Annotated in this window: 13 protein-coding genes; all 13 read left to right on the forward strand. The window is 46.9% G+C overall.

Annotated elements, in window-relative coordinates; all coding sequences use genetic code 11:
* Positions 1 to 63: 63 nt before the first annotated feature.
* From ACZ424_RS01095 to nuoL, 13 genes are read left to right on the forward strand one after another with little or no spacing between them, the layout of a single operon-like run.
* Complete coding sequence (locus ACZ424_RS01095) at positions 64 to 429, forward strand: NADH-quinone oxidoreductase subunit A (RefSeq protein ID WP_464904675.1); 366 nt, start codon at positions 64 to 66, stop codon at positions 427 to 429.
* A complete protein-coding gene (locus tag ACZ424_RS01100) occupies positions 420 to 890 on the forward strand; it encodes an NADH-quinone oxidoreductase subunit B (protein ID WP_464904676.1) in 471 nt (156 codons plus the stop codon). Before ACZ424_RS01095 ends, ACZ424_RS01100 begins: the two co-directional genes overlap by 10 nt.
* Positions 890 to 1375, forward strand: a complete 486-nt coding sequence (locus ACZ424_RS01105) for an NADH-quinone oxidoreductase subunit C (protein ID WP_464904677.1) — start codon at positions 890 to 892, stop codon at positions 1373 to 1375. Before ACZ424_RS01100 ends, ACZ424_RS01105 begins: the two co-directional genes overlap by 1 nt.
* A gap of 3 nt (positions 1376 to 1378) precedes the next feature.
* Positions 1379 to 2560 (forward strand): NADH dehydrogenase (quinone) subunit D, encoded by a 1182-nt coding sequence (gene nuoD / locus ACZ424_RS01110; RefSeq protein WP_464904678.1) that lies wholly within the window; start codon positions 1379 to 1381, stop codon positions 2558 to 2560.
* Complete coding sequence (locus ACZ424_RS01115) at positions 2557 to 3036, forward strand: NADH-quinone oxidoreductase subunit NuoE family protein (RefSeq protein ID WP_464904679.1); 480 nt, start codon at positions 2557 to 2559, stop codon at positions 3034 to 3036. The genes nuoD and ACZ424_RS01115 overlap by 4 nt, the downstream gene beginning before the upstream one ends.
* 1 nt (position 3037) lies before the next feature.
* Positions 3038 to 4303, forward strand: a complete 1266-nt coding sequence (gene nuoF / locus ACZ424_RS01120; RefSeq protein ID WP_464904680.1) for an NADH-quinone oxidoreductase subunit NuoF — start codon at positions 3038 to 3040, stop codon at positions 4301 to 4303.
* On the forward strand, positions 4304 to 6502 hold the full coding sequence (locus ACZ424_RS01125) for a 2Fe-2S iron-sulfur cluster-binding protein (protein ID WP_464904681.1): 2199 nt from the start codon (positions 4304 to 4306) through the stop codon (positions 6500 to 6502).
* Positions 6503 to 6976, forward strand: a complete 474-nt coding sequence (locus tag ACZ424_RS01130; protein WP_464904682.1) for a Crp/Fnr family transcriptional regulator — start codon at positions 6503 to 6505, stop codon at positions 6974 to 6976.
* Entirely contained in the window at positions 6973 to 7932 is a 960-nt protein-coding gene (gene nuoH / locus ACZ424_RS01135; protein ID WP_464904683.1) for an NADH-quinone oxidoreductase subunit NuoH, read from the forward strand. Before ACZ424_RS01130 ends, nuoH begins: the two co-directional genes overlap by 4 nt.
* A 3-nt stretch (positions 7933 to 7935) precedes the next feature.
* A complete protein-coding gene (gene nuoI, locus ACZ424_RS01140) occupies positions 7936 to 8391 on the forward strand; it encodes an NADH-quinone oxidoreductase subunit NuoI (protein ID WP_464904684.1) in 456 nt (151 codons plus the stop codon).
* The gene (locus ACZ424_RS01145; protein ID WP_464904685.1) at positions 8388 to 8870 is read left to right on the forward strand and encodes an NADH-quinone oxidoreductase subunit J family protein; all 483 of its coding nucleotides are present in this window, start codon (positions 8388 to 8390) and stop codon (positions 8868 to 8870) included. The genes nuoI and ACZ424_RS01145 overlap by 4 nt, the downstream gene beginning before the upstream one ends.
* A complete protein-coding gene (nuoK, locus tag ACZ424_RS01150) occupies positions 8867 to 9166 on the forward strand; it encodes an NADH-quinone oxidoreductase subunit NuoK (protein ID WP_464904686.1) in 300 nt (99 codons plus the stop codon). The genes ACZ424_RS01145 and nuoK overlap by 4 nt, the downstream gene beginning before the upstream one ends.
* A 1-nt stretch (position 9167) precedes the next feature.
* A complete protein-coding gene (gene nuoL, locus ACZ424_RS01155) occupies positions 9168 to 11033 on the forward strand; it encodes an NADH-quinone oxidoreductase subunit L (RefSeq protein ID WP_464904687.1) in 1866 nt (621 codons plus the stop codon).
* The last annotated feature ends 3 nt before the right edge of the window (positions 11034 to 11036 follow it).

The raw sequence follows: 11036 nt of genomic DNA on the forward strand, positions 1-11036 counted from the left end.
AATTTGTTACAATAGCTCTGCTGTTTTGCAAATATTAAAAATTTCTCTATAAGGAGTAGCCGATTGGAGCTCTACGTTGTCCTCTTCCTCTTCTTTCTTGTCGCTCTTGCCGTGGCACTTTTAGTTCCAAATGTTAACCTTATAACAAACAGGTTTTTAAAAATTGACAGGAACAACCCAGAAAAGTATGAGCCCTACGAATGTGGAATTCCTAAGATTAAACCCTTAACAGGCCACTACTTTGCCTTCTTCTACATCGTTGCCCTCGTTTTTCTCCTTTTTGACCTTGAAACCGTGTTCCTCTTTCCTTGGGCTGTTGCCTTTAGAGAGCTTGGAGTTTTAGGCATAGTTGAGGCTTTTCTCTTTGTGGGAATTCTTTTAGTCGGGTTCGTCTACGCCATCTTTAAAGGAGCTCTCAAATGGGAGTAAAGAACGGCGTTTTTCTTACAAAACTTCAGGACTTAATAAACTGGGGAAGGAAAGGAGCTCTATGGCCTTTAGCCTTTGCTACTGCTTGTTGTGGGATAGAGATGATGGCAGCTGCTGCTTCCCGCTACGACTTTGACAGGTTTGGCGTAATCTTTAGGAACACTCCGAGGCAGTGTGACCTCTTGATTATGTGTGGAACGATAAGCCGGAAGATGGCTCCCATTATAAAGAGGCTTTGGGACCAGATGCCGGATCCCAAGTGGGCAATAGCAATAGGTAGCTGTGCTATCAGCGGAAACATCTTTCAGACCTATTCAACCCTAAGGGGACTTGACTGTATAGTTCCGGTAGACGTTTACGTTCCCGGCTGTGCTCCAAAGCCTGAGGCGTTTTACGAGGCACTCATAATGCTCCAGGAGAAGATAAAAAGGGACAGACCCATAATAGTGGGTGAGGAGTGATGAAGTATATTGATGAAAGTCTGATAAAACTCTTAAAAGAGCACTTTAGAGGTAAGATAGAGGAGATAGGAGTTTTTAGATGTGAAGTTACAGTAGTTGTTAAGAAATCTGCCCTAAAGGAGCTTATGGGGTTTTTAAAATACGATGACCGGTTTCAGATGGATATGTTGGTTGACGTTACCGCCGTTGACTATCCTGAACACAATCCCCGTTTTCAGGTTGTCTACCACTTAAGGTCAATTCCACTAAAACACAACCTTAGGGTAAAGTGCTGGGCTGAAAACGATGAAGTTCCTACAGTTTTAGATCTGTGGAAGACTGCAGAGTGGACGGAGAGGGAAGTTTACGAGATGTTCGGTATAAAGTTTTCTGGCAGGGAGCTCCGAAAACTTCTCCTCCCTCAGAAGTATCCGTATTACCCTTTGCGCAAAGACTTTCCCCTTGAAGGTTATGAAGAGCCCTGTGAAGTTTGGGACTGGGAGTAGTTGATGGAGAGGGAAAAGGTTGACTTAATACTAAACATGGGACCTCAGCACCCGTCTACACACGGCGTTTTGAGGCTCGTTTTAGAGCTTAAAGGGGAGAAAATAGTCGGTTCAGACGCCATAATCGGTTACGTTCACAGGGGAGTTGAGAAGTTAGCCGAGACAAGGAAGTACATGCAGATACTACCCGTCTTTGATAGGGTTGACTACGTTTCTGCCAACACAAATGAGCTGGGGTTTGTCCTTGCCGTTGAGAAACTCCTCGGAATAGAGGACAAAATACCCGAAAGGGCTCAGTTCCTCAGGGTCATAATGGCAGAGCTGACCCGTATCTCCTCCCACCTTATCTGGCTCGGAACTCACGCCCTTGAGCTCGGAGCAATGAGCGTCTTCCTCTACGCCTTCAGGGAGAGGGAGAAGGTTTTAGATCTGTTTGAGGAAATTGCCGGAGGAAGGCTCCACACGGGCTACATGAGAATCGGGGGAGTCGCCTACGATACGACTGAAAGGTTTTTAGACGAGCTCAACGAATTCTTAGAGGTTTTTCCCGAAAAGCTCAACGAGTATGAGGACCTCTTAACGGAAAACAGAATCTGGATCTCAAGAACTAAAGGAGTAGGAGTTATAGATAAAGAAACTGCCATAAACTGGGGAATTACAGGGCCAACCTTGAGGGCTGCAGGCTGTGATTACGACGTCAGGAAATACTACCCCTACTGCGTTTACGACCGAATAGACTTCAATGTGCCCGTCTACGAGGAAGGGGACGTCTACGCCCGTTACAGGGTTAGAATGGACGAGATGAGGGAGTCTGTAAGGATAATAAAACAGTGCCTTGAGATGATGCCTGAAGGCCCTGTTCAGATAGAGGACACTACCGTTATTCTTCCTCCCAAGGAAGAGGTTTACAATACGATGGTCGGTCTAATTCAGCACTTTGAGCTTGTAATCCACGGCTTAACTCCCCCTTCGGGTGAGGTCTACGCTGCTGTTGAGGGGCCGAGGGGAGAGTTGGGTTACTACATAGTTAGCGACGGTTCAAACAAGCCCTACAGACTCAGGATTAGGCCACCTTCACTTATAAACATTGCGATTCTACCGGAGCTCCTCAAAGGCCACTACGTTGCCGACGTTATCTCTATCATCGGTAGTTTAGATCCCCTCATGGGAGAGGTTGATAGATGACCCTTGAAGAGTTCAGAGAAGAGTTGAGGAGACTAAAAGAGAGTGGAAAATACCCTGAGTTGAAGTCTTACCTGCTTCCTGCCCTCTGGATAGCCGAGAAGAACTTTCCGGCAATAACCCACGATATTATGAGAGTTATTGCTCAAGAGTTATCCGTTCCTTTAGTAGAGGTTGAGGAGGTTGCAAGGTTTTATGCAATGTTCCACACGGAGAAGAAGGGAAAGTTCGTCATAAGGGTCTGCACGAACCTTTCGTGTATGTTAAGGGGTGGAGAGGAAGTTCTCTCTGAAATCTGTAGGCTCCTTGGGGTAAAGCCAGGGGAAACCACTCCCGACGGCCTCTTTACAGTAGAGGAGTATGAGTGTATGGGGCTCTGTGACGGAGCTCCCGCCGTAACCGTAAACGAGGACAGGTATACAAACGTTTCATTAGAAGAGATTCCCCAAATCCTCAAGAAATACGGCTGGAAGGGTTAGAATGGAGAAACTGCTTCTTAGGAACGTTGATAAAGAGAACTCCCACACGATAGAGGTTTACCTGAAGGGAGGCGGTTATCAGGCCTTTAAGAAAGTCTTAAAGGAGATGTCCCCTGAGGATGTTATAGAGGAGGTTAAGCTCAGCGGCCTCAGGGGGCGCGGTGGTGCAGGTTTTCCAACGGGAATGAAGTGGGAGTTTGCGGCTGCAGACCTTAAGGAGCCCAAGTTCTTCGTCTGCAACGCCGACGAAGGTGAACCCTGTACCTTTAAAGATAGAGTAATCATAGAGAAAGACCCCCATGCCCTCATTGAAGGGATGTTAATTGGAGCCTATGCAACTGGTTGCCGTTACGGATATATCTACTTAAGGGGTGAATACCCGATAGGAAAGAGAATTTTAGAGAGGGCAATAGCTGAGGCCTACGAGAAGGGTTTCTTAGGGGAAAACATCCTCGGAACGGACTTCTCCTTTGACCTCTACGTCCATAGCGGTGCAGGTGCCTACATTTGCGGTGAGGAGACTGCTCTTATTGAATCCTTAGAAGGGAAGAGGGGAGAGCCCAGAATTAAGCCGCCCTTCCCGGTAAATGCCGGTTACCTGTGGAAGCCCACAGTAGTTAATAACGTTGAGACACTTGCAAACGTTCCCCTCATAATTGAGAGGGGAGGAAAGTGGTATTCGGGTATAGGTTCTCCAGACTGCCCCGGTCCCAAACTCTACCCCGTTAGCGGCAAAGTGAAAAGACCCGGAGTTTACGAGCTTCCAATGGGTACCCCTCTTTCGGAGATAATCTATGAGCATGCAGGTGGGATAGTTCAGGACAGGAAGCTAAAAGCTGTATTTCCAGGTGGAGCTTCAAGCTCCGTTCTAACTGCTGACGAAGTGGACGTTCCTATGGACTTTCCGTCACTTGCAAAGGCAGGAACGATGCTTGGTTCCGGAGCCGTTATGGTTTTAGACGAAACAGACTGTATAGTTAAGGCTGCTTTAAGGCTTATAGAGTTCTTTAGACACGAGTCCTGCGGTAAGTGCACCCCCTGTAGGGAGGGGACCGACTGGCTGGTGAGAATTGTAAGGAGGATTGAGGAAGGGGAAGGGAGCGAAGAGGACTTAGACGTAATCCTCTCTATTTCTGAGACGATGGAGAACTCTTTCTGCGGACTTGGAATGGCGGCTCACAACCCGGTTGCATCGTCTGTAAGGAAGTTTAGAGAGGAGTTCCTTACCCACATTAAGCTTGGAAGATGCCCTTACAGGAGAGGGTAGATGGAGAGTTTCAAGATTGTCATAGATGGAAAGGAGTGTGAAGCATACCCGGGAGAGACCGTTTTAGAGGTTGCAGAGAGGAACGGAATAACGATTCCCGTTTTCTGCTACCATAAAGAGCTCCGCCCCGAAGGGGCGTGTAGGGTATGCTTGGTTGAGGTTGAGGGAGCTCCCCGCCTGGTTACCGCCTGCACGCTTAAGGCCATGCCTGACATGGTTGTAAAGACAGATACAGAAAGAGTAAGGCGGGCAAGGGCCGGAGTTATTGAGCTTATCCTCAACAACCACACACTTGAGTGTCCTATCTGCGACAAGTCTGGTGAGTGTGAACTTCAGATGACTGGCTTCCGCCACGGCCCAAAGAAGTCCCGTTACAGGGAGCCGAGAAGGGAGAAGGACATCGTCGTTCAAGGGCCTCTCATTGAGATAGACAACGATAGGTGTATCTTGTGCCGCCGCTGTATAAGGATGTGCGGCGAGAACATGGGAAACAGAGTTTTGGGAATTCTAAACAGAGGCTATAAGGCCTACATCTCCCCCTTCAACGGCGACTTTGTGGAGAGTGGCTGTGAGCACTGCGGAAGCTGCGTTGACGTTTGCCCTGTAGGTTCTCTCTTAGACAGGGCATTTAAGTATAAAGACCGCCCTTGGAGGATGGATAAAACTTGGACTACCTGCCTGTTCTGTGGCTCCGGCTGTAAGGTTGAGATAGACTCCTACCACGGGAAGGTAAAGAGGGCTGTCGGAAGGATCGGAATAAACGACGGCCACAACAGGGGATACCTCTGCATTAGGGGTAAGTGGGGCTGGGACGTTATCTACTCGGACAGAAGGTTAAGAGAACCCCTTTTAAGGGTAAACGGGGAGCTCCGTAGAGTTTCCCTTGACGAGGCCGTTCAGGTTCTCAAAGAAAAGACTGAAGGTAAAAGGGTAAACCTCTTCGTGGAGAGCTCCCTTACAAACGAAGAGTTAGAAAAAGTCGCAGCCGTTTTCGGAACAGGCAATGTAACCTCAGACTCTTTAGGTTTTTACAGTTTTCTGAAGGGCTTTGAGAAGGTTAAAGGAACAGCTGAAACAGACAAGTTCTCTTCAATTTACGAGGCAGACGTTGTTTTTGTTATTGGGGACTTTATTGAGGAGATAAACCCTGTCGTTTCAAACCTTTTAAGGCTTTCAGTAATTCAGAAAGGAAAAAGACTTTTAAGGGTTGGAGTATTCCCCTCTAAAAAACTTGATTCTGTATCGTTCTCAACTCTTTTAGTAGACCAAACAGAGGTGATAGATACCCTCAAACACGTAATCCTCGGAACGATTGATACCTCCTATTCATCAGGTAGTAGAAACGTTGACTCCTTTATAAAGTCTCTAAGGGGTAAAAAAGTTACCTTTGTTGTCGCAGGCCTTCCCTTCTTCTCTCCAGAGGCTGAAGAGATAGGGAAAACTGTAGCTTACCTTTCAGAAAGGGTCGTCGGTGGTAAAGTCGTTGCAGTTCCGCCAAAGGCAAACTCGTTAAGGGTTACAAAACTCTTTAAACTGAAGCATCCCAGTGAGCTTGACGGAGATGTAAACGTTATCGTCAACGGAGAGCTTGAGAGGGACTTTCCTGGAGTGGAGCTCCCAAAGGCAGAGTTTACCGTTCTCTTTACTTCGTTCTACACTCCAGACATTTCCCTTGCAGACCTTGTTATCCCTACAGAGGTGTGGCTTGAGAAGAACGGAACGGTTGACGGTATAGACGGAACCCTTGAGGTTAAAACAGTTTTAGAGAAAGAGTTTTCACTTACCGATACTCTCTCTCAACTTCCTGTTAGAACTACTCCTGCGGTAAATAAGGAACTAAAGGTTGAAAGGGTTAACGAGCCAGGGCAGAGGCTCATTGAGAAGGGTAAAGGAGAGCTCCTCTTAACCGTCCTCTTAAACAGAACGGGCTGGAACTCTGTGAGCTACTATTCTGAAAACGTTATGAGAGTTGCAGGAGAAAGGGTTCTCCTTCTAAACCCTGAAGACTTTCCCAAAGCCGAATTGGTGAAACTGAAAGTTGGAGAGAGGGAATTCCTCGTCTCCTGTAGAAAGGACGAAAAAGTTCCTAAGGGGCATGTTCTTTTAAGGGTTGAGAGGTTTACGAGGGACGTTTCGGAACTCCTTAAAGGGCAGTTTCCAAACCTTACAGGAATAAGATGTCAGATAGCGGAGGCCTAGATGGTAAAAGTTGAACTTGCAAAACAGTTTCCACTCTTTGAGAGTTTTACTGAAAAAGAGCTTCAGGAGATATCCCAATACCTTGACTATAAAGTCTACCCTAAAGGTGAAGTTCTGTTTGAGGAAGGAGACCCGGGAGACAAGATATTTTTCATAGTTAAGGGAAGGGTAGGCCTTTACAGACCAGACCCCTTTGGAAACCCCGTTAAGGTTGCAGTTAGTGAAGAAGGAACGCCGCTGGGAGAGCTCTCATTCTTCAGCAACCGGTTCCACTCCTCTAAAGGAGTTGCCCAGAAAGAGACCCATGCCCTCATTCTTACCCGTGAAGGCTACGAGAAGCTAAAGGAAGAAGACCCGAAGCTGGCCGTAAAGCTCCTTGAGGAGATGGCTAAGGTGATAGCTGAAAGGCTCAAAGAGATGAATAAGAAGTTCGTTGATACAACCTGTTTCATCTGGGGAGGACCTAAGAAGTGATAGCTAACCTTCTCAGTATGGCTTTTATAGTAGGCCTTATGTTGGTTGCTGTTCCGCCGATTACCTACTTAGAGAGGAAAGTTCTTGGTCATATGCAGCAAAGACCAGGACCTATGGTTGTTGGCTTCCACGGTATCCTCCAGCCTTTGGCAGACGCGGTAAAACTCATCTTCAAGGAAGATATTATTCCCAAAGGCGCAGACAAGCTCATCTTTATGTTTGCTCCGTCTTTTAGCGTCTTTGCTGCTCTTCTTGCAGCTTCGGTCGTTCCCATAGGATTTATTCAGGCAGTTCCAATAAAGTCTGGACTTCTCTTTGTTATGGCGATGAGTGCAATCTCCATCTACGCCCTGATACTTGCAGGTTACTCGTCAAACGACAAGTATTCCTTCTTAGCCGGAATGAGGGCAGCAGCACAAGTCCTTGGCTACGAACTTCCTATGGGTTTTGCCTTGATGGCTGCCGTTATTCTGTATGGAAGTTTTGACTTTAACGAGATAGTTAAGTGGCAGTCCCAACATGGGTGGGGAATCCTCTACCAGCCTGTAGCCTTTCTCCTATTCCTCTTCGTTATGGTTGCAGAGGTAGGAAGACCGCCTTTTGACCTTCCAGAGGGTGAGAGTGAGCTCGTCGGCGGTTTCCACACGGAGTATTCCGGGATGAGGTTTGCTGCTTTCTTCTTCGGCGAATACATCAATATTATTATCCTATCTTTAGTGGTTTCCCTTCTGTTCCTTGGCGGCTGGAGAGGTCCTTTTGCCGACAAATACCCGGTTTTGGGCGTCATTTATCACTTGGGTAAGGCTGCGTTCTTTATCTTCCTGACGTTCTGGTTAAGGGCTACGTTCCCCCGTTACAGGTTTGACCAGATGCTCTCTATTATGTGGAAAGTTCTTCTTCCCGTATCCATACTCAACCTGTTCCTTGCTGCGGCAGAAGCTCTACTTGTGGGGTAAAGAATGGGTGTTTTGAAGAAAGTTGCTTTGGTTGACCTGCTTAAAGGTATGTCAATAACCCTGAAGACAATGTTTAAGCCCACCGTTACAGTACACTACCCGTTTGAGAAAGTTCCTCCCAGAGAGCGATTTAGGGGAATTCACGCCCTTAAGCTCAACCCAGACGGAACTTACAGGTGTGAAGCCTGCTACCTCTGTGCCGAGATGTGTCCGAGTAATGTTATAGACATGGAGATGACTGAGGGTAAAGACGGGAAGAAGGAGCTTGTGGACTTTACCGTAGACTTGACCAGATGTCTCTTCTGCGGCTTGTGTGTTGAGGCCTGCCCCAGGGATGCAATAGTTATGACCGACGTTTACGAGTTTTCACAGTATGCTGTTGATAAACTTATCCTTCACAAGGAAGACTTGATGGAGTTGGGGCGCTACTATCAGGAGTGGGAGAGGAAGAGGAGATGAGGGAGGTTTTCTTCTACCTGTTTGCAACTCTTTCTGTTGCCTTTGCCGTTGTTTCAGTTACCCATAGGAACGTTATTAAGGGAGGAGTTTCTCTCCTTGCGTCCTTTGTAGCCCTCGGTGCCGTTTACTTTACAGCAGGAGCTGAGTTTATAGGTATAGTTCAGGTTATAGTTTACGGCGGGGCAATTGTCGTTCTTTACCTGTTTGCCCTTATGACTATGGACTTAAAGAGCTTCGGAAAAGAACCTATTAGAGCTCTCTCTTTAACCGTCGGAGGAGCAGTTTCTCTTGCCCTCTTTATTTCCGTTCTCTACGCAGGTTACAAGTTTTACGGTGGCTCACTTCCGGCAAAGATTTCGGGGGCTAAGGAGATAGCTCTACCGCTCTTTTACAGGTTCCTTCTACCCTTTGAGGTTGTCTCCGTTCTTCTCCTCGTGGCAACCGTCGGAGCAGTTGCAGTTGGAAGGAGGGAGGAATGACACCTTTTGACTTTTTCGTTTTAAGCGGGCTTTTATTTGCCGTTGGGCTTTTCGGAGTAGTGGTAAGGAAGAACGTGATATCCCTCTTCTTCTCTTTGGAGCTCCTCTTAAACAGTGCAAACGTTCTCCTCGTTGGCTTTTCTAAACTCCACGGGAACCTGTTTGGAGAGGTTTTTGTCTTCTTCGTTTTAGCCGTTGCTGCGGCTGAGGCTGCCGTTGGCCTTGCCATAGTTGTTGCCCTCTACAGGTATAGAAAGAGCGTTAATACTGAAGATTTCTCCGTCTTGAGGTGGTAGTATGGGAGTGGGATTTTTAATAGCCGTTCTGCCTTTAGTCTCTTTTCTCCTTGCCGGTTTTGGGGTCCTCTTTGGTTGGAGTTCATTTAAACGCCGTTCCCACTACTTCGGCCTTGTAACCGTCGGAACTTCTCTTCTTCTTTCCTTCTACGTTCTCTTTAAGGTGATGAAAGGGGCGGTTATAAGTGAAACTTGGTTTAACTGGGTAATATCCGGAGCTCTTTCTGCCACCTTCGGGGCTTACATAGACTCTTTAACGGCGATAATGATCGTTGTTGTCTGTTTTGTCTCTTTCTTTGTTCACATGTACTCAATAGGTTACATGCACGACGACCCGGGATACGACAGGTTCTTCTCCTACCTTGGCCTTTTTACCTTCTCAATGTTGGTTTTAGTCCTCTCTCCCAACTTCCTTCAGCTTTTTTTCGGCTGGGAAGCCGTTGGTCTCTCTTCATACCTATTAATCGGCTTCTGGTTTAAGAGGAAGAGAGCTGCAGACGCCGCAATAAAGGCCTTCATAATGAACAGAATAGGCGATTTCCTGTTTATTTTAGGCGTCGTTGCTGTCTTCTGGGTTTTTGGAAGCCTTGACTTTCACAAGGTCTTCTCTCAGGTTGGAACGGTAAGCGCTGCAACCCTCTCTTTAATCAGCTTTCTCCTCTTAGGAGGTGCAGTTGGTAAGTCTGCCCAGTTTCCTCTCCATACCTGGCTTCCTGACGCTATGGAAGGTCCGACGCCCATATCTGCACTAATTCACGCAGCCACGATGGTTGCTGCCGGTGTGTTTATGGTTGCAAGGTGTTCTCCCATCTTTGACGGTGGATATATCCTTCCCTTAGTTGGTGCTATAGGGGTTATAACCGCATTTGGAGCTGCAACTGTTGGCTTAACCCAGTTTGACATTAAAAGAATTCTTGCCTACTCAACCCTCTCTCAGCTTGGCTATATGTTTGCAGCCTTAGGTGTCGGAGCTTACGTTTACGCAATGTTTCACCTTTTCACCCACGCTTTCTTTAAAGCTCTCCTCTTTTTGGGTTCTGGAAACGTTATCCACGCCATGAATGGTGAGCAGGACATAAGGAAGATGGGTGGGCTTTACAAGTACATGAAGATAACGGCTACTTGCTTTATCATAGGAACACTTGCACTTGTCGGTATTCCACCCTTTGCGGGGTTTTTCAGCAAGGATAAAATCATCTCTTCTGCTTTTTCAAACGGCCATCTCTTTTTCTGGTTCTTCTTGGTTGCCGGAGCTCTCCTTACAGCCCTCTACATGGGAAGGTTGGTCTTTATGGTCTTCTTTGGCGAGGAGAGGTTTGACGTCCGTGAAATGAAGCACCTTCACGAATCTCCGGCCGTTATGACGGTTCCTCTTATTTTCCTTGCAGTTCCTTCCATTTTTGCAGGTTTCTTCGGAGGTTGGTTTGAGGAGTTTCTGAAGACTTCTGTTCCCAACCACGTGAGAGAGTTCCCACATTCAACAGAGCTCTTACTCATAACCATTACCGTTTCACTTGCATTTCTGGGTCTTTTCATCTCTGCACTGGTTTACTACTGGAGAAAAATTTCTCCAGAAGTTTTTACAAAAAATCCCGTTATCAGGCCTGTTTACCTTCTTCTCTACAACAAGTACTACTTTGACGAGATTTACAACTTCCTCTTTGTGAAAGGTCTTGGCTTTGGCCTTGGAAAGGTTTACGCCTTCTTTGACAGGTTCGTAATAGACGGGGTAGTCAACGGCGTAGCCTACCTTACCTCTTGGTGTGGAGAGGTTTTGAGGCTTACTCAAACGGGAGTTGTCAACAACTACGTTGCCTATTTCGGTATAGGTATTGTTACAGTTATCTTACTTTTACTGCTCTTTTAGGGG

This window comes from Thermovibrio ruber, from assembly GCF_055380895.1.

What these genes read in the sequence shown, in the direction of transcription:
- nuoK (WP_464904686.1), top strand. Translation starts at nt 8,867, where the DNA reads ATGACACCTTTTGACTTTTTCGTTTTAAGCGGGCTTTTATTTGCCGTT.
- ACZ424_RS01100 (WP_464904676.1), top strand. Translation starts at nt 420, where the DNA reads ATGGGAGTAAAGAACGGCGTTTTTCTTACAAAACTTCAGGACTTAATA.
- nuoD (WP_464904678.1), top strand. Translation starts at nt 1,379, where the DNA reads ATGGAGAGGGAAAAGGTTGACTTAATACTAAACATGGGACCTCAGCAC.
- ACZ424_RS01125 (WP_464904681.1), top strand. Translation starts at nt 4,304, where the DNA reads ATGGAGAGTTTCAAGATTGTCATAGATGGAAAGGAGTGTGAAGCATAC.
- nuoF (WP_464904680.1), top strand. Translation starts at nt 3,038, where the DNA reads ATGGAGAAACTGCTTCTTAGGAACGTTGATAAAGAGAACTCCCACACG.
- nuoI (WP_464904684.1), top strand. Translation starts at nt 7,936, where the DNA reads ATGGGTGTTTTGAAGAAAGTTGCTTTGGTTGACCTGCTTAAAGGTATG.
- ACZ424_RS01105 (WP_464904677.1), top strand. Translation starts at nt 890, where the DNA reads ATGAAGTATATTGATGAAAGTCTGATAAAACTCTTAAAAGAGCACTTT.
- ACZ424_RS01130 (WP_464904682.1), top strand. Translation starts at nt 6,503, where the DNA reads ATGGTAAAAGTTGAACTTGCAAAACAGTTTCCACTCTTTGAGAGTTTT.
- nuoL (WP_464904687.1), top strand. Translation starts at nt 9,168, where the DNA reads ATGGGAGTGGGATTTTTAATAGCCGTTCTGCCTTTAGTCTCTTTTCTC.
- ACZ424_RS01145 (WP_464904685.1), top strand. Translation starts at nt 8,388, where the DNA reads ATGAGGGAGGTTTTCTTCTACCTGTTTGCAACTCTTTCTGTTGCCTTT.
- ACZ424_RS01115 (WP_464904679.1), top strand. Translation starts at nt 2,557, where the DNA reads ATGACCCTTGAAGAGTTCAGAGAAGAGTTGAGGAGACTAAAAGAGAGT.